A 26,230-nucleotide genomic window follows, 5' to 3' on the forward strand; every position below is an offset into this window, starting at 1 on the left:
TCTTGCTGTGCTTTCACTTCAGCAACAAGCGATACACCAGGCATAGCGGATACAATATGGTTAATCCCGAATTGTAAAAATGCGTCCCAAATATTAGCCGTGCCACTCAGTGACAATTGCTTGTGCATATTGTTTGCAAGTGCAACATCGACTTTGGCGCGCTGCATCCCAGTTAAGATCATTTTGGCGTGTGGTAACAACCTTTCACCTGGCGCAGTTAACTGAATATTGTTACGCTGGCGAATAAAAAGATTCACCCCTAAACTTTGCTCAAGCTGGCGGATCCTAAAACTTACAGCTGACTGAGTGATGTATAAATTTTCTGCCGCTCGACCGAAGTGACGGGTTTTGACAACTTCGACAAAAGTTTTTAATAGATCTATGTCCATTTTTCTTCCTGACGATAAAAATTACTCGTTTAAAAAATTATAAAACTTGGTCCATACTCCAGCCAGATAATCTTAGAGGACTCAGTTATGGATCATAATTTAGCGACTTTGAAAAATGCATTTGCAAGCCCCAGAGCCTTTTATGATGACGCCAACTTCCCTAGAGGATTCGGACGCAGTGGTCACTTTACGCTACAAGAAGCCGAAATTCTTGAACGCTGTGGTGCCACATTAAGAAGCTTATACAGCAAAGCAGAAGAACCTCAAAACAGTTTCCAATCTCAATTTGTTCAGGTAATGGAAGGGTTAATCCCCCCAACTAACGCTGTAGAAAAAGCTTGGACCAAATATTTGAAGCATACTACGTGTAAGACAAAGTTTCACACTCTATTTGGACGCTCTAAAGTTCAAAACGATGGTAGCGTTGTTATCCCGATAGATATTGACGACGAGCTATAAGCAAAATCGCCCAAATACTATCAAGCTTAGACGCCAACAGAGTTATGGTATTTCTTTCGTTGGTGTCTGAGCAGTCCCTTTATTGATACTATCTAAATCTTGATTACCTCACCATACCCTATCTTTCTAGCATTTTGTTTTTAGTCATTACCTGTTTATTAGCACAAGCATTGCAATTAAGCGCAGTTAGGTTAAGAATTAGTAAAACAGGAAATGATTGGCGAAGGTTGTGTTACGGAAAATCTTAATCATTGAAGACACCCCCACAATTGCGAAGGTGCAAAAGCATATTGCTACTACAGTGGGATACCATGTAGATATTGCAGAGTCTTTGGCTGAAGCCAAAGCTTTATTATCACAGCACAACTATTTTTGTGCCGTGGTTGATTTTATGTTGCCAGATGCGCCTCTTGGCGAAGCGATACCTTGCACCGTAAAAGCCGATATTCCAACGATTGTTATGACCGGCAACTTAGATAGTCAAACACGCTCAATCGTTGAGCAATACCCTATTATCGATTATATCACCAAGGAAAATAAACAAGCCTATCATTATTTACGTCGCCAATTAGAGCGCCTGCCAAGAAATGAAAATGTCAGAGTACTGGTTGTGGACGATTCTATTTCGTCGAGACACTATGTTTCAGCGCTCCTCACTCGCCACAAATATCAGGTACTAGAGGCCTGTGATGGCATAGAAGCGCTCGCAGTATTAAAAGACAATCCAGATATTTCCGTGATTATCACCGATAGCGAGATGCCTAACATGCGAGGAGAAGAACTATGTATCGAAATTAGACGACTCTACACTGATGATGATAAAGCGATAATTGGTATATCAGGAGTTGAAACCGCAAACTTGTCAACGCGTTTTTTGAAAAATGGCGCCAACGACTATCTCAGAAAGCCCTTTAATGCTGAAGAGTTTTACTGCCGCCTCAGCCAAAACGTCGATATGCTAGAGCATATTCAAACAATACGCAGACAAGCAAATACGGATTATTTAACCAGCCTGCCAAACCGACGCTACTTTTTTGATACAGTAAAGAAAAGTTTAAAAACCAGATATAAAAAAGAGTTAAACAGTCTGATCGCTATGGTAGACATAGATCATTTTAAACAAGTCAATGATAAATATGGCCACGAGGGTGGCGATGCAGTGCTTCAATCAATAACACAAGCTTTTGCAAAATACTTTCCAAACGATTTAGTTGCTCGCTTGGGTGGAGAAGAGTTTGCGATATATTTCAAAGATACAGTGGCCGAACATTGCAAAGAAAAACTAGAGCGCTTCAGAGAATATTTAGAGCAAAGCAGTAGTGAACTAACACCACAACAGATCTCATTTACCGTTTCAATAGGTCTTGCAGCACAAATAACTGCAAATATTGAAAGCCTGATAAAACAAGCAGATGAGCGTTTATATCAGGCAAAAGCTTCGGGAAGAAACCGCTTAGTTCACTAGGCGCTTTCTTTTATCTCGATAAGAATCAAAGCTAAACATCACCAGCGCTCCCCAAATAAAGGCAAACGTTATTGCTCGCTCTGCATCAAAGGCTTCCCCGTAAAATAGTACCGCCAATATAAACATTAAGCTCGGCCCGATGTATTGAAAAAAGCCAAGTGTCGTGTAGGGTATCCGTTTTGCCGCTGCGGTAAAGCATAACAAAGGCAAAGTTGTCACCACACCCGCACTTATCAATAGGGTGTTGGTGTACCAATCATTATTCCAAAGGTTGCTCGTGGCACTGGGCTCAACCCACCACCAATAAGCCAGTGCAATTGGGGTGAGAATAAGTGCTTCCACCAGCAATCCAGGAAGCGATTCAACCGCTAAGGTCTTACGTAACAATCCATATATCGCAAACGATCCCGCCAGTGAAAACGCAATGACAGGGAATGAGCCAAAACTGATTAACTGTAACACCACGCCCACTATCGCTAATAACACAGCAAACTTTTGTGCCGTTCTCAACCTTTCCGATAAGAATAACATTCCCAATAGCACGTTAAGTAATGGGTTGATGTAATAACCCAAACTCGCATCTAGCATAAAGCCGTTATTAACAGACCAAATAAATAAACCCCAGTTAAAACCCAACAGCAACGCGGTGAGTGTCAACATCGCCAGCAATTTAGGATTAGCCAATATAGCCTTAATTTTGGGCCATTGCTGCTTAGCAAGCACAATTAGTGCAATAAAAAATACAGACCACACAACGCGATGAATGAGTATCTCAATCGCGTCGACATGGACGAGTTGCTTAAAATAGATGGGTGCAAGTCCCCACATAAAAAAGGCGAGTACAGCGAGTAAATGGCCTTTCTTTTGTTCTTCAATCACGGGCGTTTAACCTTTGAAGGGATCAACTAAGAGGTCAATCATTATACTCATTTTTATTAATCACAGCGATGAAAGTTCGATGAATTCACAATCACAAAGTCTAAAGAACACAAGTGCTCAAAACTTATTCAAGTCTCTTTCGATTAGATAAAAAGCAAAGACAAGGTTCAAAAAAAGCTCTAAAATAACGCCGATGGATACCCTCGTAAGCACCCCAATTAAAGACCCTCATTCGGTACTGAAAGATATTTTTGGCTACAGTACGTTTAGACATGGTCAGCTTGATATTATTCAGTCTAGCTTAGCTGGTCAGGATACGCTTGTACTGCTGCCTACAGGCGGTGGTAAATCACTCTGTTACCAAGTCCCTGCAGTACTATTAGCAGGCGTGACAATCGTTATATCGCCACTTATCTCATTAATGCAAGATCAGGTCGCGCAGTTAAAAGCACAAGGCATAGCCGCTGAATATATCAACAACAGCGTCGCTTGGGAGCAGCAAAGAGATACCTATGACGCGCTTTTCCAAGGTCGTTTAAAGCTGCTGTACGTTGCACCAGAAAAGGCCTTACAAAGGGATTTTATCGAACGCATATCCAACTGTAACGTCAGTTTATTTGCCATTGATGAAGCCCATTGTGTATCCCATTGGGGACATGACTTTAGACCCCACTATTTTCGTTTAAAAGAATTGCGTCAACATTTTCCGTCTGTTCCGATGATGGCATTAACCGCAACGGCTGATTTAGCAACACGAAAAGATATTGTCCAGCAATTAGGTATGCAAGCACCATTTATCTATACCGGTAGCTTTGACAGACCCAATATTCGTTACACCATCGAAGAAAAGTTCAAACCCCTGTCGCAGTTGATCCGCTATTTAAAAGAGCAAAAGGGGCAAAGTGGCATAATCTACTGTGGTAGCCGTAAACGTGTTGATGATATTGCCGAAAAGCTGATTGATGCTGGGTTCAATGCTGCAGGTTATCACGCGGGTCTAGATAATGATCAGCGCCAGTTTGTACAAAACCGCTTCGCCCGAGATGACATTCAAATCGTAGTTGCAACCGTTGCTTTTGGTATGGGGATCAATAAACCCAACGTGCGATTTGTGGTTCACTATGATATTCCAAAAAGTGTAGAAGCGTATTATCAAGAAACGGGCCGTGCAGGGCGAGATAGCTTAGCAGCTGAAGCCGTTATGTACTTTGATCCTGCTGATATTCCCCGCGTTAGACGCTTTTTTGAAGATATTCCAGACGAGCAACGTCGTAAGGTTGAAGAGCAACGGTTTCAGGCGATGTCGAGCTTTGCTGAAGCGCAAACCTGTCGTCGTCAAATTTTGCTCAATTACTTCAGCGAATATCAACGTGAAGCATGCGGTAACTGTGATATTTGCCTTAACCCTCCGAAACAATTTGATGGCACATTAGTCGCCCAACAAGCGTTATCGTGCGTATACCGCGCAGAGCAACGCTTTGGCATTGGTTACATTGTGGATATTTTGCGTGGGGCAAATACTGCAAGGATCAGAGAACAAAACCACCATACCCTCTCAACCTATGGGATCGGGAAAGAGCACAGCAATGAGTTTTGGCTGAGTATCTTACGCCAATTGATCCACCATGGTTTATTGAGTCAAGATATTACTCAAGGTGCAACGCTTAGGTTAACAGAAGCGGCCCGTGCCGTGCTGCGCGGTGAATACGTGCTACAACTCGCAGAGCCAAGACTCATAGCTAAGCATGTCTATCAAGATAAACTGGCTCAGTTTAATTACGACAAGAAATTATTTGCTAAGCTTCGTGCACTCAGAAAGCAGCTCGCAGATGAAGATGATGTACCGCCGTATGTTGTATTTAACGACCGAACGTTGGCTGAAATGGCACAAAGAACGCCAACAACTGATAGCGAGTTTTTGCAAGTGTCTGGTGTCGGTTTTACTAAGCTCAGCAAGTACGGCGCCCCTTTCATGCAGCTCATTCGTAATTATTTGGAAAGAGAATAATGACCACACTCACTTTGGATAATTCACACGAGGTGATTATCATCAACTGTGAAATTACACCTCAAGATGACGAATTTGAAATTTGGGGCCGAATATTCTTACATCAAGATGAGATTCAATTAATTGAGTTCTCTGCTGGTGCAGACAGGCATCAATGGCGTTTTTCATATAAAAACTGTAATTTTAATTTAAATTTTGAACATTACAGTGAGAGCGTGTGGATAGCTCCTGATGGCGTTGATGCCTTAGAACTCCTACCTTTCCTACGCCAACAACTTTCTCGTTAAGTCCACATAAAGCTCTTTAAGTCTATAAATATTATTACTTTTGTTGCAGAACTAAAGCAAGCTGCAACAATATAATCCATACTAAAGGAATATTAGACTTAAAGGCGCTGTGATGAATGTAAAGAGGATTTCGTGTAATAGTATTGTACTAATATGTAGCCTAAATGCAGCTGCGCAAGCTGAAAAAGTTCCTGCTGTTGATTTTGCTAATAGCTGTGGTAACAACCGGGTTGAAGCACAAAGCGACCAAAATCTTTCACGCCAGCTAGACAGCAAACAAACCTATCCAGAGCCTGCAGAGGGTAAAAAGGTCGTCGCTATCACTCTTAAACAACTTAATGTTTTCGATACCGACAAACCTGAAGAAGACAATGCCCTATTCCGATTTGCCAACCGTTATCATATTCAAACCAAGCCCGAAGTATTAAAAAGCGTACTCCTATTTCAAGAAGGGGATGCTTACAACCCAAAAAAACTCAGTGAATCCGAGCGACTCCTTCGCAATCAGTCATACCTATATGATGCTCGTATCTACGCCGTGGAAAACTGTGATGGTGATATTTTAGTTACAGTTGTAACGCGGGATCTTTGGACACTATTGCCCGATTTAAGTTTTAGTCGTAGTGGTGGGGAGAATACTTCTCGAATTGGGTTTAGAGAAAGTAATCTATTTGGGTGGGGAAAGCGCCTTTCTTTTACTCATATACAAGAGGTCGACCGCTCCGGCTATCAGTTTGTCTATGATGACCCTAATATTTTAAACTCAAGATATCGTGGTCGCGTAGAATATTCAGATAATGACGATGGTGAACGCCACTATATCGATGTGAGCTATCCGTTTTTTGCAACCGATACCCCATATAGTTATGGTTTTACGAGTTATTCAGACAAACGCGAAGAGCCCATATATTCTGAAGGTGAAACAATCTCAGAGTTCAGTCAATCCACGGATGTCACGCAAGTCTACTTCGGACACTCAAAAGCGCTATCGGGCAGTTGGACTCGTCGTCTCATCGCAGGCGTTAGACATGAGCAACATACCTTCCGTGAGATAGCTGATACCACTTTACCCATTGCACAGGATAGAACACTCACCTACCCTTATGTTCAAGCTCAGTGGTTTGAAGATTCCTATGTAAAGGTACGCAATTTCGACTCGATTTATCGTACGGAAGATCTTAATTTAGGCTGGAATATTAATGCTCTATTTGGCTATTCGGCCGAATCTTGGAGTGACGATACTGAGCGTCTTGTTTATTCATTTTCTGCCAATACTGCGCACTACACCTCAGATCACAGCTTGTGGCGTTTTTATTTTGATGTCAGTGGCAACTGGAACAAAGACACAGATAAAACCGAAAACCTGATAGCGAAAACAACCTTTCAATACTATTTAAATACCAGTTTGTATGAATCTTGGTTTATCAATGCAAGCTATACCTATGGAAATAACCTGACCTTTGATAATCAAATTACGTTAGGGGGGGAAACCGGGCTTCGCGGATACCCAATAAAATATCAGCAAGGTAGTCGAAGCATGCTACTCAATATCGAAAAGCGCTATTACTGGGAATATGACTTACTGCGCTTATTCAAAATTGGTGGTGCGGCTTTTTTTGATGTAGGGCGCGCGTACCACTCTCACCTGCCGATTGAAGCAGATGAATCTGTCTTAAAGAATGTCGGCATTGGCTTGCGTTTAGCACCAAGCCGAGCCAATTCAGATATCATGGTTCATATTGATTTAGCCGCGCCAATTAATGGCCCGGATAACGTCGATAGTGTCCAGTGGCTATTAACGGTGAAAAATCGCTTTTAACGGTGTCGCGCACCAATAAACATGATATAAAGCAGAAAAAATTTCTTAGGATACGACTTTGCATTTGTTAGATTTCGCACTCAGTCAATACAAGCTAATTGTAACTTTGGTGGCGCTATTATCCTTCCCACTATTGATAAAAGCTTGTTGCAAACTATTAGAGAAAGTAACACGCGGAAAAATAGACTCACATCGTAAACAACGTGCCGATCTACTCGTTCGTGTACTCGTTGCATTTGTATTCGTCTGTTTTATGCTTGTATTCTGGGGCATAGAACTTCGTGGTTTGCTGGTGCTTGGCTCATCGTTATTTGCGATGCTAGGTGTTGCCATGTTTGCCGGTTGGTCACTGCTTTCCAATCTGACTTCATTCTTACTTATGTTTATTCAAAACGATTATCGCGTTGGGAATTGGGTAAGAATTGTCGACGGTGCAAACTTTGTTGAAGGCTGTATTGTAGAGATGGGGCTGATGAGTGTGGTGCTGCGTCATGTTGACGGTCATAAAGTCGTATATCCCAACAACTTGTTTGTTACTCGACCCGTTATGGTGCTTAGTCAGGAACCGGCTAAACCTAAACAGGTTCCAGCACCAAGAAGAACATTAGGCCCTAAGAAATAGGGCCTATATCGTCAATAAAGGTTTCTAGCTGTTGTTCAACAATGCTATTTGCATGTGCAAAGTAAGCTAAGTGAAAAACCGCATCTCCTTCATTCACCAAAGGTAGCATTTGTTGGCCAATCACTATCCCACTACGAGGCGCGATAATCGCTTCTTCACTTTGACCTAGTGGACTGTCTATATAAGCCAAGATTTGACCTTTTGATACGCGTTCCCCCAAGTTAACTTGGGCTCGAACAATACCATCAACGTCTGCTCGCACCCAACTTGTTGCTGCCGCGATAACCGCATCATGACGTTGTTTCCTGCGACGTCCACGCAACATTCTGAGTTTGCGCATAACATTTTCAACCCCTTGCAATCCAGCTGCAATGGCCAATGAGTCAAACCGCAACGCTTCTCCCGCTTCATAAGTGATAACAGGAATGTCCAATCCCGCGGCTTCACTTCGCAACGACCCATTACGCAGTCGCGCATCTATCGCAACCGGCGTACCAAACGCCATGGCCATTTCTTTGGTCATTTCGCAGGACAAGTCACCTCGGATCTGCGGTAAGTTAGAGCGATGAATCGCACCGGTATGTAAATCGATAATATGGGTGCATTTTTTTACCACCAAATCGAAAAACATAGATGCCATTCGAGCCCCTAACGAGCCTTGCTCAGAACCTGGAAAACAGCGGTTTAAGTCTCGTCTATCAGGTAAATAGCGAGACTTATGAATAAAGCCAAAGATATTGACGATAGGCACCGCTATCAAGGTGCCACGTAGCGTTGCCGCATCGACTTTACTTAATAGCTGGCGCACGACCTCAACGCCATTCAATTCATCACCATGAATTGCGGCACAGACCAAAAGTACCGGCCCGGCCTCTGCGCCATTAACAACTTCAATCGGAATGGTCATTGGTGTGTGAGTGTAGAGCTTGGCCACTTCCAACTGGACAGTCTGCCTTTCAGCAACACCCACTCTTGTATCTAATAACGTAAAGGGTTGGTTGATTTTAACCTTTGCCACGTGTAGCAGTCCTTTTCGCCGCTGCATTCTTCTCGATAAAGGAGATGATCAAGCTAGCAATGTCTTTACCTGTTGCCTTTTCAATGCCCTCAAGGCCCGGAGATGAGTTCACTTCCATCACCAAAGGACCACGCTCTGAACGCAATAAATCTACACCGGCAACATTTAGGCCCATGGCTTTTGCTGCAGCAATTGCAGTGCGGCGCTCTTCCGGAGTGATTTTTACCAATGTCGCAGAACCACCACGATGCAGGTTTGAGCGGAATTCGCCCTCTTGCGCTTGACGCTTCATCGCGGCAATGACACGGTCGCCGATAACGAAACAACGAATGTCCGCACCACCTGCTTCTTTAATATACTCTTGCACCATGATGTTGGCTTTTAAGCCCATAAATGCTTCGATAACGCTTTCCGCCGCTTTTCGTGTCTCAGCTAACACCACACCAATACCTTGTGTGCCTTCTAGTAGCTTGATCACAACCGGTGTGCCGCCAACCATTTCCAGTAAGTCTTTAACGTCATCAGGCTTACTGGCAAAGCCTGTGATTGGCATGCCTACGCCTTTTCTCGACAGTAACTGTAATGAACGCAACTTATCTCTTGAGCGAGTGATTGCAACAGACTCATTCAATGGGTAAACCCCCATCATTTCAAACTGTCTGAGTACCGCACAACCATAAAACGTCACAGAGGCACCAATTCGCGGAACAATCGCATCAAAGCCGCTCAACTGCTGTCCCTTAAAGTGAATTTCAGGCTCGCTACTATTGATATTCATATAACAACGTAGCGCGTCAATAACCTCAACTTCATGCCCACGCTGCTCTGCCGCTTCAATTAAACGACGTGTTGAATATAAAGATTGATTCCTTGAAAGAATGCCAATTTTCATGATTTATCCGTTTTATTACTTAAGTATGACTGTTCTGGATCAACAAGGATGCGGCCTCGCATCGCCGTGCGGCCCAGTAACATTCTAAATTTCATGGTTTCTCTATTGCTTAGCGTGATTTCAATTGGCCAAGCCTGATTGCCGATAGTTAAATTTGTTTCTATTATATAACGTAGTTCTTTATGACCGCCCGAATCGGTAACAACGCGCTCATCCACTACTTTTGCTTCACTACAGACTTCATAGTCGGTGTTGTCTTGTTTGGGATGGATCCAAAACCTTACCCAAAGTTCATCTTGTTCTGTTTTGAAAGGCTCAACCTTAAAGGCATGCAGACATGATGTCCTTGCTCCAGTATCTACTTTCGCTTTGATTTTTTCGATACCTAAATCGGGTAAGGAAAGCCACTCTCTCCAACCAACTGTGATCATATTATGCTCTCGTACAAAATGAGTTCGGACTTATACGCTGATTCAAGTCACTTGAAAAACAAAATAAATTTATCCTAAAGATAAAAACGCTCTGTTAAGCCAAGCACCTTAACTTACAGTAACACCACTTACACATTTTTCAAGGTAAAGCCCTATACTGAGCTAAAGTAAAATAGAGTATTCAAACAATTTATTTCATCGCCAAGATTTTTAAATGAATTTGAAAATTAAATTATCTATGTCAGTCTTGGGACGAACTTTTTAATAGGAATTAGCTATGACTGGACTACTCCATGCGTTTGTGCTCGACGGTCAAGGTGGCGGTAGGCTACTTTGCGATCTGAGTGAAGTAAAATCCGTAATTCACAAGGAGCCACTTTGGCTCCATTTTGACTACAGCTTCGACGAAACGACCGAATGGCTGAAGCAACAAACGTTTTTGGATGACTGGGAAAGAGAAGCGCTAACCGCAGATGAAACCCGTCCGAGAACGGCTAATGGCGATGAAGGTTTGCTAGTGTTCTTGCGTGGCGTGAACCTTAACCCCAAGCAAAGCCCTGAAGACATGGTTTCTATTCGCTGTTTTGCAAACGATAAACTACTTATCACCTGTCGTAAGCGCCATATTATGTCTGCCCAAGATATGCTGGCATCACTTAAAAAGGGTCAAGGCGCAAAAAGTATCGGTGAGTTACTGTCTACATTGGTGATGCGACTTTCTGTGCGAATGCAAGACATCATCTGGCAAATAGAAGAACAGCTTGATGAATTTGAAGACGCGATGGAAAGCAGTGAGCAGCTGCCAAACTATCAGCAACTTTCAACATTAAGAAGGCAAACCATTGGTTTAAAACGCTATCTTAAGCCACAAAAGCTTGCTATTAGCGAACTTATATTGGCAAAGGTTGCTTGGCTCGACGAAGATCATCAACACATGATTGAAGAGGCGAGCAATGCCTTAAGTCGATATATCGAAGAATTAGAGGCAGCGATTGAGCGTGCACAAGTGATCCAAAATGCGATCACCAACCATCAAAATGAACAATTAAACCAAAGAATGTACGTGATGTCCGTCGTTGCAGCGTTATTCTTACCACTTGGATTTTTAACAGGCTTGTTAGGGGTGAATATTGGCGGTATTCCTGGCACTGAATGGGGTGGCGCATTTGCCTTTTTTGTTATTATGTTGGTGGTACTAACTGGTGGTATTGGGGTGTACTTTAAACGCAAAGGCTGGTTGTAAGTAGGAGTAAGCATTGGCGCTCTCGCTAGGGATCGAACCTAGAACTCAGCCTCCGGAGGGCTACGTGATATCCATTTCACCACGAGAGCGTCGGCAACATAATAATGCTAAGTGCAGGCAATTGCCAGACAATGTTTGCTATATGACTAATTAGTAACCTATTTTTAAAAAAAGCTGTACTTTGGGCAAAAAACCAGTTATTCAACTATGCTTTGAAAATAATAAAATAGACTGATATTGCTGCCCGTTCAGAAATATCGCGATACATCATTGAGGATCCCAAATATGACACCGATGACAACAGAGCAAGTTGCAGAGTTTCTTGACGTAAAGGTTGAGCGCGTAAGACGCCTCGCACGAGAAAACTTGCTAGTCGCCAAAGACACTGATGCCAATGGCGAACCTATCTTTGACAAAGCCGATGTTGAAAAATACAAAGAACTCGCACAGCGACTGGGTGGGATCTAACCCTTTCAGTAACGATGGCCAGTATTGTGTTCAGGGAATGCCACACGTTACTGGCTCAGCTTGTTGTTACGATAACCACTGCTTCACTAACTGTCTCAGTTTTTCAGCTTCTGTTATTACGCCACGCTGCTCGTACCATTGAATACTAACAATCAAATAAATTTGGCAAAATACCGTCAGTTTAGCTTGAACGTATGAGGGCATTACTTGCTGCTTTAGAGAAAAGTAAGACTCAACCACCGTAAGTGCTTCTTCAACACCACAGCTAAAACTACACACCAGCGCTGCTAAATCAAAAAATATGTCACTATGACAAGCATACTCAAAGTCGATTAACCGAACCCCCTCTGGACTTTGAATGATATTGCTCATGACTAAGTCATTATGGCAAAACGCCTGATCCACAGGTAGAGAAGCTAAGCTTTCGATAAGCCATTCGATGTCAACTAAGTGACGCAGTTCCTCATCAATAGCCTGAACATAACCGACTAGGTCCAGCACCTCATATACTTCAAGCTCTAAGCTATGCACCTGAATAACTTGTGCTAACAACGCAGTATTTAACTTTGGCTCAGCACACACTTCTGGCATAAAGGTGAACAGCGCCATACGAGTGCGTAGATCGTACTGCAGTACTTTAGAAGTAATGCCTTGCTGTGCTAACTTATTCTGTGCCTTCAAGGCCTCAGTAGGAATACCATGGCTATAGCATTTTACTAGGTAGCTTTCGCCTTTACTCACCATCAGGTAATTGTTATTACTCACACCTTTAGTCAGCTTTTCTAATCGCTCTACTGAAACCTTGAATACGGTATCCACCTTTATTTTTAATTTTTCAAGTTCAGAGTGCTGCAAGCGTCTTTCCTTGCTTCGCTTCATATTCTTCGTACCAACGCTTGTAGCCCCAGCACGCCATCAAGGTGTAGAAAATGAATAATACCAGCGTAGGATAGAAACCTTTAAGGTAATAAAGGTAGATAGAGGCTGCATCAATAACGACCCAATATAGCCAGTTTTCAAGAATCTTCTTAGCCACTAAATAGGTCGTCACCACCGCGAAGCAAGTGGTAAAGCTATCTAAATAAGCGAGATCTGCTGCCATATAATGCTTGGTGAAATAACCCAGCACAACAGAAACCACTGAAGTGATAACAATGATTGAAAGGTGTTTTGATAACGACCAAGAAACAATATCACTGGGCTTATTTTTGTCACCCTGACGCCACATCCACCAACCAACGACGGCCATGACCATATAGTAAAAGTGCAGCAGTGATTCCATCACTAGCGCTCCGTTCCAGTACAGAACGGTATAGATAAAGGTGTTAATAAAGGCCACAGGCCAACACCAAATATTCTCTCGAATTGCCAGTAATAAATAGGCAACTGCCAGCACCACAGCGATGTACTCCCAACTCGACATCGCAGTGAACCCTGCAAAGGTTTCAGTAAACCAGTCCATTAATCGCAGGCACTATCAGCTGGAGATAAATCGCCTGAGATAAACTTACAAACAAAAATACATTTTCCGTAAGCTTCAAATGAGTGTTTCATTTCTTGATTCAATACTGAGGTCACTAAATCAAATTCACCAAAGACCTGAGTTGACATCGTGTTTGTGATCACCTTGATCCCTTCATGCTCATTCAGCCTATCAATAAAACCTTTAATAAAAGGGATATAGTCTTGGTGCAGTGGGTACTTGCTTATTTCAACAGAAACTTGCATGGGCGCTCCTTACAAATGGCAGCCGATTATTAATATTGCTGGTTTAGATTTTCCCCACCGGTAAAATCCGATTTTGGGGTATAGTTAATCCAATCTTGCTGATAGATAATTTTACCTTTTTCGTCAAACTTTAGCACTATCAGAAATCGCCAAGGCCCTAACTCGCGTGACGCATAATTAAAGCGATTAAAAACGCCTCTAGCAACCACGGTTCGAGTCGTGCTATCGACTATTTTATCCTCAACCACTAAGACGGGTTGTTCATCCAGCACAGCAAAATTCCCAGCAGACCAATTAAAAAAAGCCGTAATCTGATCTTTACCTCGTGCCTTATGACCAAAAACCATATCTTCCAGCACCGCATCTTCTGCATAGAACTCGATAAACTGGGTAAAGTTCTGCCGCTGAGCATAGGTATTAAAGTAAGCATCGGTATGGCTGATGAATGTATTTTTCTTACTGATATTAACCGAGTTACTACAACCACTCAGTATTAATATAAAGAATAACAAGAACCGATAGCGCATCATAGCCACTCCAAAAGCCGTATTAATCGAGTATAAAAAAAGCGCCTGTAGCGCTTAATTCGACGATGATAAAATGTGTATTTTTATACTGTCACTATACCCAATGGCTTAGCGGTTTTCCACGCTCCACGGGTAAAGTCTGGAATACTCAGTGATTCACTACGATTAGCGACTGACTGAGCCGATAATGGAGAAATTACCGACCAAGCTGCACCATCGTATACGTCTTGATCTAGCGCCTCACCATTACGCAGGCAATAGATCATGCGCCAGAACATTAAAAAGTCCATACCACCATGACCGCCATTGCGCTGCGCTTCTTCACCCATTTTAGTCCAAAGCGGATGGTCGTATTGTTCATACCAAGGATCCATTTCGTAATCCCATTCATGGAAGCTCTTAGTACCACCTTGCTCTAACGCGATACGATTAGGGAAACCAGCAAAGACCCCATTAGTTCCTTGAATAAGATTGTGACGAGAATAAGGCCTAGGCGTGGTCGTATCGTGTTGTACCATGATACTGCGTCCTTTGATGGTTTTAATCATCGTGGTATTCATATCACCCGCAATATAATGTAGTTGATTGCGCTCATGATCTGCTGGAAATTCGCGTTTTGCATAGGCAGCACGACCAAGGGCGGGAGAACTCATCGAGGTTAAATAATCAAAACGGTCACCTCGGTTAATATTCATGTACTGAGATACCGGCCCTAAACCATGAGTTGGATATAGATTACCATCTCGCTTAGTATGCCAGTGTGTACGCCATGAGCCGGTCTTGTGCTCAATTTCTTTCATTTGCCAACGCAGCTCATGAATATATGCAGCTTCACCATGCAATAACTCACCGAATACACCTTGGCGAACCATATTCAGTACCATCAACTCATCGCGACCGTAATTGACATTTTCCATCATCATACAGTTCTTTTGCGTGCGCTCTGCGGTATCGACTATCTGCCACATTTCTTCAACGGTCAGCGCTAAAGGCACTTCAACAAACGCGTGCTTACCACTGTTCATGGTATCTATTGCCATCGGCGCGTGCCATTTCCAGGGTGTGGAAATGATAACGATGTCAATATCGTCCCGATTAAGCATTTCTTGATAAGCTAAATCACCGCCACGATACAACGCAGGTTTCGGCAAACCTCGCTCGCGCACAAGATAGTCAGCCGATTTTTCAAGCACTTCATCATGGGTATCACAAATCGCGACAATACGTGCGCCATCGATGTGACTCATGCGCTTTACATGACCATAGCCACGTTGCCCAACCCCAATAAAACCTACCCGAACCACGTCCATTTTTGGTGCTACGAGTCCAATGACAGAGCGGCCTTGTTGCTTAGGTACAACGCTATTCTTTTGATTAGAGTTTGCGCACCCAGCTACTACACTCGCAGCCGCTGCCGCTCCTGCGGCTTTTAAAAAGTCGCGGCGGTTTATATTTTTCATTCTTACTCCTAAACGATACTTCTCAACAGCACTAATACTGCTCGCTATCAAGCTAACCTATCCCAATCTTAGGTTCAAAACATTGCGATAAAGCCGCAAAAAAAAGCGCTTGAAGCGCTTTTTCTTAAAATACATTAAACCGTTAAATTGCCCTGATAATGTTATTCAGACAATCCTCTTTTTCTAGCACACTGGAATACAACGCAAGCTGGTTCTTCGCGCGGTCGAGATTATGATTGGCTCTGTGGGTTGCAAAATAATTATCTCCATCTAAGTGATCTGTTAAAAATCTCAGACCTATCATGAATGGCATCACTTTGGCGCCAAGAATAAAACTGTCTTTTTCTGCTTCAGTCACACTGTCTTGTAACGGTTCAATATACCCTTGCGCCAGCGCAGCAAAGATATTTTCTCTTACCTGCACATTACTCAAGTTCGTAGAGTCTTCGGCTTCTGGTGAACAGAAGGTACGCACCATATCGCCAAAATCAAACAACCAGTTACCTGGCATACAAGTATCTAAGTCGATAACGGCTCGTGCTGCATCACTCTGTGTTGAAAACAGCATGTTGTTGATTTTGGTATCGTTGTGGCAAGCTCTAAGAGGTACTTGTTTTTGTACCTGCTGCAATTCTTCTGCAAGTGCAAATTGCTGCTGAAAAGCGGCGATAACATCACTGCACTTTTGCGCGCGACCATGCTCGTCTTTCGCTAGCACTTGGTTAAATGCATCAATACGCATCGCCAAGTTATGAAAGTTTGGAATTACATGATGTAACTGTGCGGCATCAAAATCATTTAGCGCATGTGCAAACTGCCCAAAGGCGTTTGCAGCCGTTAATGCTTGTTGTTCGTTTGCAACTACGTCTTCGCTATAACTGCGGCCAATAAATGCAAGTGCACGCCAAACTTCGTCATTAATATCGACTAAATATTGGCCTGAACTCGTCGCTAAGTGCTTTATGATAGCGAGACTATATTCTCCATTTAAGGCTTTTGCTGTTAGGTGCTGTTCAATCGCTCGCGCATTTTCAACAAGCTGCAAAGGGTTTGGAAATACCGTGGTATTTAGCTTTTGTACTACCATGGTTTTGTGGTTGTCCTGCAACAGCATGGTCGTGTTGATATGGCCACTACCAATCGGCTTCATTTTAGCTTCTTCACTAATGAGACCGTATTCATCAGCAAGTTGTTGCGCAACGGCTTGATACTCCATATTCACCTCAAAAGGAGTTAAGTCGGATGTAATTGTGTGGAGATGATTATCTTCCCTGACGTGCTTCATAAATCTTTCTCGCGACAATGTCTAGTTCGCTCTTATAAGTTATACCGTACCAATGTGATTTAGCTTGGTAGACCGACACGGTTTGCAGGCCCTTATTGATACTGTGTTGGATACAATCCGGCAGATAATACTCTTTTTTGACACCGTTGTCATAATTCCTTAAAAACGCATTAAACCCCGCTTCTAATGAATCAAAAAGTGACGGCGTCACACCCCAACAGGTCATCGAAGCAAGCGTAGAGTTTGCGATCTTACACCGCTTATCTGCAATATCACCGAACAACTCGCCGTTTTCAAAGCGAATATCTAATGCCTCTTCAACCGAGTGTAGTTGTTGCGCTTGTACCTGACAAACGCCACGGTTTACTCCACCTTGATCTGATAAGGTATTTATAATTGGGTATGCGACCATCGCCATATTGCTATGATGCTGAAAATGCTCAACAAGCTGCTCAAATGCATCAGGCCCGTAATAATCATCCGCCGTAATAACTATCGCTGGCTTATCAATGTAAGGTTTTGCACACAACAGCGCATGCCCTGTGCCCCATGGTTTTTCTCGCTCTGCCAAACAGTCGATAAATTCACTTGGAATATCGCTAAGCCGCTGTTGCACTAAAGTGATGTTCAGCGCCTTCGGCAACCGTGGTAATATCACATTTTCGATTAGGCTTCGCACTTTGTCATTAATGATCAAAATAACATCGCGCACACCAGCATGATGCGCGTCAATTATACTCAATTCCATAATGCTTTTATCGATACTTGGCAGCTCAGCAACCTGCTTATTACCACCAAAGCGGCTTCCTAATCCACCTGCCAAAATGATCAGCGTGGGGGGGTGTTCGATTCCTATCATTGAAAAAATATCAAAACTCAAATAAGCGGATAAGTGTACTGAGCTTTTGCGCAGAATAAAAGCAATTGCGAGCAAAGGCGTCCTCGCAATTAGGGCCAGTTGATCTTTCAAGTTTGTTTTTGCAGCTGTTTGATTGGTATTTATACAAGGCAGAGCCTGCGTAGCATAGTTACTCTATGTGAGTCAGGCGATAACACTGTAGAAATGCTAATCAAGCGCTGCCCTTTGGGTTCCCCTGAGTGCGCTTTGTTCATTGTTACTCAACTTTTGCTTAGATTACTAGGCGGCAAGTCGAGCGCCGCGACCAAAACACACTCAAGGGAACAAAAATCAAACAGCAAAGATCATCAGGCCCTAGTCTTACACCAGTGTGAACTAGCTAAACTTTTGGCATAAGTACTTTATTTCTTGGTATTCAAGCAGTCCTTCCTGTGCCCCTTCTCGGCCAAGACCTGAAAACTTCACACCGCCAAAAGGCGCTACCGGATTGGATATAATCCCTTCGTTAATCCCAACCATGCCATACTCAAGCGCATGACTTACTCGCCTTATTTGATTGCCATCATTCGAATAAAAATAAGCAGCAAGCCCTTCTGGCACAGAGTTTGCCATTCTTACCACTTCATCTTCACTCTCAAAATCAATAATGCTGACAATCGGTGCAAAAATTTCTTCATGGAAGATCCGCATGGTGCTATTTACACCCGTGATAACTACCGGAGCCATAAATTGGCCGCTTTGTTTATCACCTTGATAAGCGATGCTTGCGCCTTTAGCTAACGCATCGTCCAACAGCTGCTGTGCTTTTTGTTTGGCTTCAAGTGAAATGAGTGGACCAATATCAATACCTTGCTCTAAACCATTCCCCAAGGTGAGTGTGCTGACCTGCTGAGTGAGTGTATTGAGTAGCGCTGCCGCAATACTTTTTGCTACAAACACGCGATTTGCGGCCACACAAGTTTGTCCTGCATTTCTAAACTTTGCCGCCATCAAGCCACTTACCGCTTGCTCAACGTCAGCGCTGTCGAAAACAATAAATGGTGCATTACCACCAAGCTCCATTGACGTTCTTTTCACCGTGTCGGCACATTGCTTTAACAACGCACTCCCCACTTGTGTTGATCCCGTGAATGTGAGTTTGCGCACTTGTTGTGACTCAGTAAGGTGTGCAACTAATCCTTTAGAGTCGTTAGTCACTAACACCTGAAAAGCGCCAACTTCCATTCCAGCCTGAATAGCCAGCTTAGCCAGTGCGATGGCCGCAAGAGGGGTTTTCTCTGAAGGCTTTAATATAAAACTACAGCCTGCGGCATAGGCTGGTGCGACTTTTCTGGTGATCATTGCAAGTGGAAAATTCCACGGTGTGATCCCAAGTACAACACCAATTCCTTGCCTAATGGTAGTTAGCTCATGAGATTGAGAATGACTGGGAATAACCTGACCGTAGGCGCGCTTGGCTTCTTCGCTATACCACTCAATAAATCCAGCAGCATAATCAGCCTCAGCAAGCGCTTCCTTTAATGGCTTGCCTTGTTCCTTAGTGACGATTTCAGCCAATCCCTGACGATGCTCTATTACCAACTCGTACCATTTTCTAAGTATTTGGCTGCGGGCGTGTGCTGTCGTGCTAGAAAGTTTTTCAAAGGTTTCAACCGCTGCATGCAGCGCTTTATCGGCTGCCTGATTATCCACCTCAGAAACCTGAGCTAGGTGCTCTCCAGTTGCAGGGTTGACCACATCGACTTGCTTATTACTATGATGTGCTTGGCCATTGATAAGTGAGAATTCGGGATTACTGATGAGTGACATAGCATTCCTCCTGAAAGGCAAAAAGCCGTAGTAAGAGACCACGGCTTTTATTAAATTTGTCGGTAACAACCTAGGTTGTTAGCAGCACTTAATGGTCTTCATTAACGATATTGAGATTGTACTTCGGAATTTCAACCACTAAGTCTTCATCACTAATTATCGCTTGGCAACCTAAACGAGACTCAGCTTCAAGACCCCATGCTTTATCTAGCATATCATCTTCCAACTCATCGCTCTCTTCAAGTGAGTCAAAACCTTCACGAATAACGATATGGCAAGTGGTACATGCACATGATTTTTCACAAGCATGTGGAATACTAATACCGTTTTTCAACGCCACATCGAGTACAGTTTCACCCGTTTTCGCTTCGATTGCAGCACCTTCCGGACATAACTCTTCATGGGGTAAAAAGATAATTTGTGGCATATTACACCTCGTCTACCGACTGCCCTTGCAGTGCCTTTTTAATTGATTGGTCCATTCGACGTGAAGCAAAATCACTACTCGCCTGATCGACTTCTTCGATCGCCTTTTTAATCTGCTCTGGATTGTCTGCACTTTCGCGAATTTGTGCAAGTTCAGTCATCGCACCGCGCAGTGTATTGAGTTCATCTTCTGCCAACAGATGACCATCTGTTGCAAGCGATGCCTCTAACGCTTCCAACACACGCAGCGCTTCAACCTGCTGCTCTTTAAGCATACGAGCACTCATGTCTTCTTTGGCATTACTCATCGAATCTTTTAGCATTTGTGCTACTTGGTCATCGCTCAAACCAAACGAAGGTTTGACTTGGATCTCAGCCTGCACACCTGTCGATTTTTCTTCGGCTGAAACACTCAGCAGACCATCAGCGTCAACTCTAAAAGTGACACGAATGTGCGCAGCGCCTGCCGCCATTGGTGGAATGCCTTTTAGACTAAATTTAGCCAAACTACGACAATCATCAACTAGCTCACGCTCACCTTGCAGTACATGTAATGACATGGCCGTTTGACCATCTTTAAAGGTAGTAAACTCTTGTGCGCGTGCAACAGGAATGGTGGTGTTACGCGGAATGATTTTTTCAACCAATCCACCCATTGTTTCTAAGCCTAAAGACAATGGTAATACATCAAGCAGTAACATATCAGAGTCAGGCTTGTTACCCACTAAAATATCAGCTTGGATAGCAGCGCCTAATGCCACTACACGGTCTGGATCGATTGATGTTAGCGGCTCTTTGGCAAAGAAATTACCGACTTCTTCACGCACTACTGGCATACGAGTCGAACCACCCACCATCACAACCTGCAAGACTTCTTCTTGTGTGACACTGGCGTCTTTTAACGCACGGCGACAAGAGCGTAAAGTCTTTTTAACCAGTGGCATTGCCATTTCAGCAAATGCTTGACGCGTGATAGTAACAACCAACTTTTGCTCGCGAACTGGTAGCTCTACGTTTACTGTCTCGTAGCTTGAAAGCGCTTCTTTACAGGCTCTTGCCTTATTAATAAACAAGCGTAGCTCTTTTGGATTTAAATCAAATAGCTGAGTTTGTTGTTTGAAAAAATCGACCAATAATGAATCAAAGTCATCACCACCGAGGCTAGAATCACCACCGGTTGATAATACCTCAAACACTCCCTGGTTTAAGCGTAAGATAGAAATATCAAACGTACCACCACCAAGGTCATAAACCGCAATCACGCCTTCTTGACCAGAGTCTAGACCGTAAGCTACCGCAGCCGCAGTCGGCTCGTTAAGGAGTCTCAGTACTTTAAGACCAGCAAGCTCGGCTGCGTCTTTTGTACTTTGTCTTTGTGCATCATCAAAATACGCAGGTACGGTGATAACCGCACCCATTACATCTTCACCAGCAAAGCTATCAATAGCACGTTGGTGTAATGTTTTTAAAATTTCAGCGGAGGCTTGCACTGGACTCACAGCGCCTGCTACGGTTTCAATAGCTAGCGAACCGTTATTATCGACAAAGTTATAAGGCAATTGACCATAGCTTTGTTCTATTTCAGATTGCGTTTTACCTAAAAAACGTTTTACTGAAATAAGTGTATTGGTGGGATCTTCAGCAGAAGCAGCTTGGGCTTGTTCACCAACGATAACCTCTGATTCGGTGTACCTTACTACCGAAGGCAGCATAGGTTTACCCATTAAATCGCTAAGGGTCTTTGTTTCGCCACTTTGTACTGTCGCCACAAGAGAGTTCGTGGTACCTAAGTCGATACCAATCGCTAATTTATGCTCATGAGGTGCCGCGCTCTGCCCCGGCTCAGCAATTTGCAATAATGCCATAATGCTCTTTTCACTTTAACGTTTGTTGATGCTATACATCATCAATCGAATAATTCATCTTCGATACGTGCTAATTCGTCGCGTAACTTGTAGACAAACTTTAGCTTACGAATATTGTCTGCTGCGGCTTCTAATATGCTCATGTCATCGCTTTGAAGCTGCTCGGCAAGGGAAGCGCTAAACTCTATATCTAACGCGTTAATCTGTGTTTCAAATTCTGCAATCGCGCTGTCAGGCTCCGCCGCATCAGGTAATTCTTCTAATGCTTCGCGCAGCTCCATTTGTTGCATTAAAAACATCGGATCTTGCAAAGTTTGTTGCTCAGCCCGTATGTCTACACCCTTTTCGCTTAGCATATACTCAGCGCGTTTAACTGGATGTTTGAGCACCGCTAACGCGTCATTTATCTCTGCGGTTTTCTGTACCGCGAGCAACTTCTCGCGCTCACTTTTACCAGCGAATCTATCTGGGTGAACTGCACGCTGTAGCTCTAAATAACCTTGATTTAGTTTGTTTAAATCAACGTGATAATCAACAGGTAAATCAAATAATTCAAAATAACGCATACGCACCTAATACAGCAAAGCCCCACCAAGGCAGGGCTTTAAGCTATTCACTGTTGCAAACTATACGGTGAAACTTTCACCACAGCCACATTCGTCTTTCTGATTTGGGTTATTGAATTTAAACCCTTCATTCAGACCTTCTTTTGTGTAATCAAGCTCTGTGCCGTCGATATAAACTAAACTTTTTGCATCAACGATGATTTTGACATCTTTGTCTTCAAATACTTCATCGCCTTCATCTAAATCGTCGACAAATTCGAGAACATAAGCAAGACCTGAACAGCCCGTGGTTTTAATACCAACGCGCAGCCCTATGCCTTTTCCACGGTTACTCAAAAAGGCTAATACGCGATTAGCGGCTGCATCTGTTAACGTCACTGCCATAATAGTCTCTTACTTCGCTTGTTTACTCTTATAATCTGCAATCGCAGCTTGAATCGCATCTTCTGCCAAAATTGAGCAGTGGATTTTCACTGGTGGCAACTCAAGCTCTGCACTGATATCAGTGTTTTTGATAGTCGCAGCTTCTTCTAACGATTTACCTTTCACCCACTCAGTCACAAGTGATGATGATGCAATCGCGCTACCACAACCATATGTCTTGAATTTCGCATCTTCGATGATGCCTTCTTTTGACACTTTAATTTGTAGTTTCATTACGTCGCCACACGCAGGTGCCCCCACCATGCCCGTTGCTACGCTTGGATCGTTCTTGTCTAAAGAACCTACGTTACGTGGATTCTCAACGTGGTCTATAACTTTATCACTGTAAGCCATAACTATTTCCTCACTACCTGCTTGCGGCTGGATGGTATCCAGCCAGCGGCTAAAACTTGCTTAATGGTGTGCCCATTCAACGCTATCTAAATCGATGCCATCTTGGTGCATTTCCCAAAGCGGTGACATCTCACGTAAGCGACCAATAGAATTCTTAAGAAGATTGACGGTGTAATCGATCTCTTCTTCTGTCGTAAAACGACCAATACTGAAACGGATAGAGCTGTGTGCTAATTCGTCATTACGACCTAGAGCACGCAGTACATAAGATGGCTCTAAGCTCGCCGATGTACATGCAGAACCAGAAGAAACCGCAATGTCTTTAACCGCCATTAGTAGACTCTCACCTTCAACAAAGTTGAAGCTGATGTTTACAATGCCAGGTACTGATTGGTCGATAGCACCATTAAAATAAACTTCGTCCATATCCATTAGGCCGTCCAATAGACGCTGACGGAGCGCACTGATGTGTGCATGGTCTTTTTCAAAGTCTTGCTTTGCAATTCTAAATGCAGTGCCCATGCCCACGATTTGGTGAGTTGCAAGAGTACCTGAACGCATACCGCGCTCATGACCACCACCGTGCATTTGTGCTTCTAAACGCGCGCGTGGCTTACGACGTACGTACAACGCACCGATCCCTTTAGGGCCATAAACTTTGTGTCCAGAAAATGACATAAAGTCTACTTTCAATGTTTGTAGGTCGATTAGTACTTTGCCAGCACTTTGCGCCGCATCAACATGGAACATAATCTTGCGCTCACGACACATCTCACCGATAGTCGCGATGTCTTGAATAACACCTAGCTCGTTATTAACGTGCATTACGCTCACCAAAATAGTGTCTTCACGCATGGTTGCTTCAAGCTTTTTCAAATCAAGTAAGCCGTTGTCTTCAACATCCATATACGTCACTTCAAAGCCTTGACGCTCAAGCTCACGACAGGTGTCTAGCACTGCTTTATGTTCCGTACGAACGGTGATGATGTGCTTACCTTTCTTTTTGTAGAACTGTGCAGCACCTTTGATTGCAAGGTTGTTTGATTCAGTTGCACCAGATGTGAAAACGATTTCACGCGGATCAGCGTTGATTAAATCAGCGATATCATTACGCGCCTGATCAACCAGTTCTTCTGCTTGCCAACCGAAACGGTGTGAACGAGAAGCTGGATTACCAAAGTTACCATCCATTGTCAGGCACTGCATCATCTCGTCTGCAACACGCTGATCAACCGGAGCGGTTGCTGCATAATCTAGATATATCGGTAATTTCATTTATCTCTCCGCTTGACGTCAACCTAGAGTTGACAGCTCACTTGAATATTGTCTAATTGCTCGATAACACGCTTAACGTGCTTATCTTGCCGCGTTGCTACGGATTGAACATCCGCGTCGGCGACTAACTCGGCTAGGGAAATACTGTTTAAAAACTCTTCAATTCGCACACTTAAGTCAGACCACAATGAATGAGTCAGACAGCGCATACCGCTTTGGCAACCGCCGCCTTCGCCGTGACAACGTGTTGCGTCAACGGACTCGTCAACGGCATTAATCACATCACCAACGGAAATTGTGTGTGCATCACGGCCTAATAAATAGCCGCCGCCTGGACCACGTACAGAGCTTACTAAGCCATGTTTACGTAGACGGGCAAATAATTGTTCAAGGTAAGATAGCGAAATCTCTTGTCGTTCAGAGATATCTGCTAGTGGAACAGGGCCAATACTTGCGTGTAACGCAACATCTAACATTGCTGTCACGGCGTATCTGCCTTTTGATGTCAGTTTCATGCATAACCCCCGCTAATTTACCAAGCAGCAAATTTTAATTACTTGACTAAGATAGTCAAGTATTAACCAAGCATAATAACGGCTTTAAATCTGCAACCCTCGTATGCCTACCCGAAATACCTGAGTAATTTAATCAGGTATTATGGATATTGTAATTACCTGAGTATTTTAGTCAAGTATTAGTGATGAAGATTTATGCAAGATTTCACAAAAGGAATGGTTAATATCTAGACAATGGAAATATAACAGTATTGGCGCGTTGGGAGGGCCAATACTGTCTTCTTGTTTGGTTTACTTGTTAGTGGATTTATCTATTGAGCTTAGGATCCCACGTAGAATATTAAGTTCTTGATCTTCCGGTCTAGCACGGTTGAACAAACGCTTTAGCTTAGTCATCACCATGCCCGGATGCTGCTTAATGATAAAGCCGGTGTCATTCAAGGTATTTTCAAGATGCTCGTAGAATAACTCCATCTGCTTTGATGATGGGTAAATCGTTTCATCCACTTCTTCTGGCTGTTTTTCTTGCGTGTCTAGATATGTCATACGCGTTTCGTAGGCCAAAGTTTGCACTGCCATCGCAAGATTAAGCGAGCTATACTCAGGGTTGGCTGGAATACACACATGATAGTTGCACAATTGCAGCTCTTCGTTCGTCAGACCACTATTCTCACGACCAAATACAAGGGCTACAGGGCCATTCACCGACTCAGCCACCAATTTTTGTGCACACTCACGCGGGTCTACCATTGGCCACGACAAAGTACGCGAGCGCGCACTGGTGCCAATAGTTAGAGCGCAATCAGCAATCGCCTCTTGAAGCGTATCGACTTTAGTAGCCGCACCCAACACATCCGTTGCACCAGCCGCCAATGCACTTGCGTGGCTGTCCACTTCACATGCAGGGTCAACTAAATAAAGCTTAGATAACCCCATCGTCTTCATTGCTCTCGCAACTGAGCCAATATTGCCAGAGTGTGAGGTGTTCACTAATACAATTCGAATATCTTCTAAAGCCATTTACACGAGTCTCAAACAAAAATAATGGCGCAGTGTAGCATATCTCATTTGCGTTTATCCAAGCTCTACAACCAGAAATTAAAAATCTTTGCACAGCAAAGGAGTACAAAAAACAACCACAAAAATTCACAATTGGTT

General features: G+C 43.4%; 29 protein-coding genes and 1 tRNA gene (1 of these 30 only partly in view). 8 read left to right on the forward strand and 22 right to left on the reverse strand.

What is annotated here, in order from left to right; all coding sequences use genetic code 11:
• Positions 1–389, reverse strand: the start of a protein-coding gene (locus JJQ94_RS20925; protein WP_099030335.1) for a LysR family transcriptional regulator. Its footprint begins 457 nt before the window's first position; only the first 389 of its 846 coding nucleotides appear in the window; the start codon lies at positions 387–389; its stop codon lies beyond the left edge, outside the window.
• Positions 390–476: 87 nt separating this feature from the next.
• On the opposite strand from JJQ94_RS20925, the gene maoP reads away from it, so the two are divergent.
• Both maoP and JJQ94_RS20935 read left to right on the forward strand, forming a co-directional pair.
• Positions 477–848 carry a DUF413 domain-containing protein gene (gene maoP / locus JJQ94_RS20930; protein WP_099030336.1) on the forward strand — a complete coding sequence of 124 codons (372 nt, stop codon included), beginning with the start codon at positions 477–479 and terminating at the stop codon, positions 846–848.
• 229 nt (positions 849–1,077) lie between these two features.
• A complete protein-coding gene (locus tag JJQ94_RS20935) occupies positions 1,078–2,313 on the forward strand; it encodes a GGDEF domain-containing response regulator (RefSeq protein WP_172439933.1) in 1,236 nt (411 codons plus the stop codon).
• Here JJQ94_RS20935 and rarD read toward each other — a convergent pair.
• On the reverse strand, positions 2,302–3,141 hold the full coding sequence (gene rarD / locus JJQ94_RS20940; protein WP_211200999.1) for an EamA family transporter RarD: 840 nt from the start codon (positions 3,139–3,141) through the stop codon (positions 2,302–2,304). The genes JJQ94_RS20935 and rarD overlap by 12 nt on opposite strands.
• Positions 3,142–3,385: 244 nt before the next feature.
• Between rarD and recQ the strand changes: the two genes are divergently transcribed.
• The 4 genes from recQ to JJQ94_RS20960 all read left to right on the forward strand — a co-directional run bounded on the left by recQ (position 3,386) and on the right by JJQ94_RS20960 (position 7,928).
• The gene (gene recQ, locus JJQ94_RS20945) at positions 3,386–5,200 is read left to right on the forward strand and encodes a DNA helicase RecQ (RefSeq protein WP_099030338.1); all 1,815 of its coding nucleotides are present in this window, start codon (positions 3,386–3,388) and stop codon (positions 5,198–5,200) included.
• On the forward strand, positions 5,200–5,487 hold the full coding sequence (locus JJQ94_RS20950; protein WP_099030339.1) for a DUF3630 family protein: 288 nt from the start codon (positions 5,200–5,202) through the stop codon (positions 5,485–5,487). Before recQ ends, JJQ94_RS20950 begins: the two co-directional genes overlap by 1 nt.
• A gap of 112 nt (positions 5,488–5,599) precedes the next feature.
• Positions 5,600–7,306 carry a POTRA domain-containing protein gene (locus JJQ94_RS20955; protein WP_442960331.1) on the forward strand — a complete coding sequence of 569 codons (1,707 nt, stop codon included), beginning with the start codon at positions 5,600–5,602 and terminating at the stop codon, positions 7,304–7,306.
• 58 nt (positions 7,307–7,364) lie between these two features.
• Positions 7,365–7,928: a mechanosensitive ion channel domain-containing protein gene (locus tag JJQ94_RS20960; protein WP_099030340.1), complete on the forward strand. Its 564-nt coding sequence runs from the start codon at positions 7,365–7,367 to the stop codon at positions 7,926–7,928.
• Here the strand turns inward: JJQ94_RS20960 and JJQ94_RS20965 are convergent.
• Genes JJQ94_RS20965 through JJQ94_RS20975 form a run of 3 tightly spaced genes read right to left on the reverse strand, consistent with a single transcriptional unit; the run spans position 7,918 to position 10,269 of the window.
• Positions 7,918–8,946, reverse strand: coding sequence for a succinylglutamate desuccinylase/aspartoacylase family protein (locus tag JJQ94_RS20965; RefSeq protein WP_010378992.1), 1,029 nt, complete (start codon positions 8,944–8,946; stop codon positions 7,918–7,920). The two genes, JJQ94_RS20960 and JJQ94_RS20965, sit on opposite strands and share 11 nt — an antisense overlap.
• Positions 8,933–9,838: a 30S ribosomal protein S6--L-glutamate ligase gene (gene rimK, locus JJQ94_RS20970; RefSeq protein ID WP_010378991.1), complete on the reverse strand. Its 906-nt coding sequence runs from the start codon at positions 9,836–9,838 to the stop codon at positions 8,933–8,935. Before rimK ends, JJQ94_RS20965 begins: the two co-directional genes overlap by 14 nt.
• Positions 9,835–10,269, reverse strand: coding sequence for an ATP-dependent zinc protease family protein (locus JJQ94_RS20975; protein ID WP_099030341.1), 435 nt, complete (start codon positions 10,267–10,269; stop codon positions 9,835–9,837). Before JJQ94_RS20975 ends, rimK begins: the two co-directional genes overlap by 4 nt.
• 277 nt (positions 10,270–10,546) lie before the next feature.
• Between JJQ94_RS20975 and JJQ94_RS20980 the strand changes: the two genes are divergently transcribed.
• The gene (locus tag JJQ94_RS20980; RefSeq protein ID WP_099030342.1) at positions 10,547–11,512 is read left to right on the forward strand and encodes a zinc transporter ZntB; all 966 of its coding nucleotides are present in this window, start codon (positions 10,547–10,549) and stop codon (positions 11,510–11,512) included.
• Between the two features lie 14 nt (positions 11,513–11,526).
• Here the strand turns inward: JJQ94_RS20980 and JJQ94_RS20985 are convergent.
• Positions 11,527–11,601: transfer RNA gene (locus JJQ94_RS20985), tRNA-Arg, on the reverse strand.
• A gap of 196 nt (positions 11,602–11,797) precedes the next feature.
• On the opposite strand from JJQ94_RS20985, the gene JJQ94_RS20990 reads away from it, so the two are divergent.
• Positions 11,798–11,980, forward strand: a complete 183-nt coding sequence (locus tag JJQ94_RS20990; RefSeq protein WP_010607231.1) for a helix-turn-helix domain-containing protein — start codon at positions 11,798–11,800, stop codon at positions 11,978–11,980.
• A gap of 66 nt (positions 11,981–12,046) precedes the next feature.
• On the opposite strand, the gene JJQ94_RS20995 is transcribed toward JJQ94_RS20990, so the two are convergent.
• The 16 genes from JJQ94_RS20995 to trmJ form a co-directional block, all read right to left on the reverse strand.
• On the reverse strand, positions 12,047–12,859 hold the full coding sequence (locus tag JJQ94_RS20995) for a phosphotransferase (RefSeq protein ID WP_236596529.1): 813 nt from the start codon (positions 12,857–12,859) through the stop codon (positions 12,047–12,049).
• The gene (pnuC, locus tag JJQ94_RS21000; protein WP_039493061.1) at positions 12,822–13,442 is read right to left on the reverse strand and encodes a nicotinamide riboside transporter PnuC; all 621 of its coding nucleotides are present in this window, start codon (positions 13,440–13,442) and stop codon (positions 12,822–12,824) included. Before pnuC ends, JJQ94_RS20995 begins: the two co-directional genes overlap by 38 nt.
• A complete protein-coding gene (locus JJQ94_RS21005) occupies positions 13,442–13,708 on the reverse strand; it encodes a YkoF family thiamine/hydroxymethylpyrimidine-binding protein (RefSeq protein ID WP_017218496.1) in 267 nt (88 codons plus the stop codon). Before JJQ94_RS21005 ends, pnuC begins: the two co-directional genes overlap by 1 nt.
• A gap of 29 nt (positions 13,709–13,737) precedes the next feature.
• Complete coding sequence (locus JJQ94_RS21010; protein ID WP_099030344.1) at positions 13,738–14,238, reverse strand: nuclear transport factor 2 family protein; 501 nt, start codon at positions 14,236–14,238, stop codon at positions 13,738–13,740.
• Between the two features lie 80 nt (positions 14,239–14,318).
• Entirely contained in the window at positions 14,319–15,695 is a 1,377-nt protein-coding gene (locus JJQ94_RS21015; protein ID WP_099030345.1) for a Gfo/Idh/MocA family protein, read from the reverse strand.
• Between the two features lie 142 nt (positions 15,696–15,837).
• Positions 15,838–16,911 carry a phosphotransferase enzyme family protein gene (locus JJQ94_RS21020; RefSeq protein ID WP_099030346.1) on the reverse strand — a complete coding sequence of 358 codons (1,074 nt, stop codon included), beginning with the start codon at positions 16,909–16,911 and terminating at the stop codon, positions 15,838–15,840.
• Between the two features lie 46 nt (positions 16,912–16,957).
• Positions 16,958–17,839: a nucleotidyltransferase family protein gene (locus JJQ94_RS21025; protein WP_172439934.1), complete on the reverse strand. Its 882-nt coding sequence runs from the start codon at positions 17,837–17,839 to the stop codon at positions 16,958–16,960.
• Between the two features lie 375 nt (positions 17,840–18,214).
• Positions 18,215–19,648: an NAD-dependent succinate-semialdehyde dehydrogenase gene (locus tag JJQ94_RS21030; protein ID WP_099030348.1), complete on the reverse strand. Its 1,434-nt coding sequence runs from the start codon at positions 19,646–19,648 to the stop codon at positions 18,215–18,217.
• Positions 19,649–19,736: 88 nt separating this feature from the next.
• Positions 19,737–20,075, reverse strand: coding sequence for an ISC system 2Fe-2S type ferredoxin (gene fdx, locus JJQ94_RS21035; RefSeq protein WP_010378974.1), 339 nt, complete (start codon positions 20,073–20,075; stop codon positions 19,737–19,739).
• 1 nt (position 20,076) lies between these two features.
• A complete protein-coding gene (gene hscA, locus JJQ94_RS21040; protein ID WP_099030349.1) occupies positions 20,077–21,939 on the reverse strand; it encodes a Fe-S protein assembly chaperone HscA in 1,863 nt (620 codons plus the stop codon).
• Between the two features lie 41 nt (positions 21,940–21,980).
• Positions 21,981–22,505, reverse strand: a complete 525-nt coding sequence (hscB, locus tag JJQ94_RS21045) for a co-chaperone HscB (RefSeq protein WP_099030350.1) — start codon at positions 22,503–22,505, stop codon at positions 21,981–21,983.
• 60 nt (positions 22,506–22,565) lie between these two features.
• Positions 22,566–22,889 carry an iron-sulfur cluster assembly protein IscA gene (iscA, locus tag JJQ94_RS21050; protein WP_010378967.1) on the reverse strand — a complete coding sequence of 108 codons (324 nt, stop codon included), beginning with the start codon at positions 22,887–22,889 and terminating at the stop codon, positions 22,566–22,568.
• Positions 22,890–22,898: 9 nt separating this feature from the next.
• Positions 22,899–23,282 carry a Fe-S cluster assembly scaffold IscU gene (iscU, locus tag JJQ94_RS21055; protein WP_010378965.1) on the reverse strand — a complete coding sequence of 128 codons (384 nt, stop codon included), beginning with the start codon at positions 23,280–23,282 and terminating at the stop codon, positions 22,899–22,901.
• 60 nt (positions 23,283–23,342) lie between these two features.
• Positions 23,343–24,557 (reverse strand): IscS subfamily cysteine desulfurase, encoded by a 1,215-nt coding sequence (locus JJQ94_RS21060; RefSeq protein WP_088531800.1) that lies wholly within the window; start codon positions 24,555–24,557, stop codon positions 23,343–23,345.
• A gap of 23 nt (positions 24,558–24,580) precedes the next feature.
• A complete protein-coding gene (gene iscR, locus JJQ94_RS21065) occupies positions 24,581–25,072 on the reverse strand; it encodes a Fe-S cluster assembly transcriptional regulator IscR (protein WP_010378960.1) in 492 nt (163 codons plus the stop codon).
• 291 nt (positions 25,073–25,363) lie between these two features.
• The gene (trmJ, locus tag JJQ94_RS21070; protein WP_039493041.1) at positions 25,364–26,092 is read right to left on the reverse strand and encodes a tRNA (cytosine(32)/uridine(32)-2'-O)-methyltransferase TrmJ; all 729 of its coding nucleotides are present in this window, start codon (positions 26,090–26,092) and stop codon (positions 25,364–25,366) included.
• Between the last annotated feature and the right edge of the window lie 138 nt (positions 26,093–26,230).

Origin of the sequence: Pseudoalteromonas sp. GCY (assembly GCF_016695175.1) — a bacterium.
Taxonomy (GTDB): domain Bacteria; phylum Pseudomonadota; class Gammaproteobacteria; order Enterobacterales; family Alteromonadaceae; genus Pseudoalteromonas.

Excerpts from the sequence above, each read along its gene's own strand:
- maoP (WP_099030336.1), top strand. The coding sequence starts at position 477 with ATGGATCATAATTTAGCGACTTTGAAAAATGCATTTGCAAGCCCCAGA.
- rarD (WP_211200999.1), bottom strand. The coding sequence starts at position 3,141 with ATGTGGGGACTTGCACCCATCTATTTTAAGCAACTCGTCCATGTCGAC.
- recQ (WP_099030338.1), top strand. The coding sequence starts at position 3,386 with ATGGATACCCTCGTAAGCACCCCAATTAAAGACCCTCATTCGGTACTG.
- JJQ94_RS20950 (WP_099030339.1), top strand. The coding sequence starts at position 5,200 with ATGACCACACTCACTTTGGATAATTCACACGAGGTGATTATCATCAAC.
- JJQ94_RS20955 (WP_442960331.1), top strand. The coding sequence starts at position 5,600 with ATGAATGTAAAGAGGATTTCGTGTAATAGTATTGTACTAATATGTAGC.
- rimK (WP_010378991.1), bottom strand. The coding sequence starts at position 9,838 with ATGAAAATTGGCATTCTTTCAAGGAATCAATCTTTATATTCAACACGT.
- JJQ94_RS20975 (WP_099030341.1), bottom strand. The coding sequence starts at position 10,269 with ATGATCACAGTTGGTTGGAGAGAGTGGCTTTCCTTACCCGATTTAGGT.
- JJQ94_RS20980 (WP_099030342.1), top strand. The coding sequence starts at position 10,547 with ATGACTGGACTACTCCATGCGTTTGTGCTCGACGGTCAAGGTGGCGGT.
- JJQ94_RS20990 (WP_010607231.1), top strand. The coding sequence starts at position 11,798 with ATGACACCGATGACAACAGAGCAAGTTGCAGAGTTTCTTGACGTAAAG.
- JJQ94_RS20995 (WP_236596529.1), bottom strand. The coding sequence starts at position 12,859 with ATGAAGCGAAGCAAGGAAAGACGCTTGCAGCACTCTGAACTTGAAAAA.
- pnuC (WP_039493061.1), bottom strand. The coding sequence starts at position 13,442 with ATGGACTGGTTTACTGAAACCTTTGCAGGGTTCACTGCGATGTCGAGT.
- JJQ94_RS21005 (WP_017218496.1), bottom strand. The coding sequence starts at position 13,708 with ATGCAAGTTTCTGTTGAAATAAGCAAGTACCCACTGCACCAAGACTAT.
- JJQ94_RS21010 (WP_099030344.1), bottom strand. The coding sequence starts at position 14,238 with ATGATGCGCTATCGGTTCTTGTTATTCTTTATATTAATACTGAGTGGT.
- JJQ94_RS21015 (WP_099030345.1), bottom strand. The coding sequence starts at position 15,695 with ATGAAAAATATAAACCGCCGCGACTTTTTAAAAGCCGCAGGAGCGGCA.
- JJQ94_RS21020 (WP_099030346.1), bottom strand. The coding sequence starts at position 16,911 with ATGGAGTATCAAGCCGTTGCGCAACAACTTGCTGATGAATACGGTCTC.
- JJQ94_RS21025 (WP_172439934.1), bottom strand. The coding sequence starts at position 17,839 with ATGATAGGAATCGAACACCCCCCCACGCTGATCATTTTGGCAGGTGGA.
- JJQ94_RS21030 (WP_099030348.1), bottom strand. The coding sequence starts at position 19,648 with ATGTCACTCATCAGTAATCCCGAATTCTCACTTATCAATGGCCAAGCA.
- fdx (WP_010378974.1), bottom strand. The coding sequence starts at position 20,075 with ATGCCACAAATTATCTTTTTACCCCATGAAGAGTTATGTCCGGAAGGT.
- hscA (WP_099030349.1), bottom strand. The coding sequence starts at position 21,939 with ATGGCATTATTGCAAATTGCTGAGCCGGGGCAGAGCGCGGCACCTCAT.
- hscB (WP_099030350.1), bottom strand. The coding sequence starts at position 22,505 with ATGCGTTATTTTGAATTATTTGATTTACCTGTTGATTATCACGTTGAT.
- iscA (WP_010378967.1), bottom strand. The coding sequence starts at position 22,889 with ATGGCAGTGACGTTAACAGATGCAGCCGCTAATCGCGTATTAGCCTTT.
- iscU (WP_010378965.1), bottom strand. The coding sequence starts at position 23,282 with ATGGCTTACAGTGATAAAGTTATAGACCACGTTGAGAATCCACGTAAC.
- JJQ94_RS21060 (WP_088531800.1), bottom strand. The coding sequence starts at position 24,557 with ATGAAATTACCGATATATCTAGATTATGCAGCAACCGCTCCGGTTGAT.
- iscR (WP_010378960.1), bottom strand. The coding sequence starts at position 25,072 with ATGAAACTGACATCAAAAGGCAGATACGCCGTGACAGCAATGTTAGAT.
- trmJ (WP_039493041.1), bottom strand. The coding sequence starts at position 26,092 with ATGGCTTTAGAAGATATTCGAATTGTATTAGTGAACACCTCACACTCT.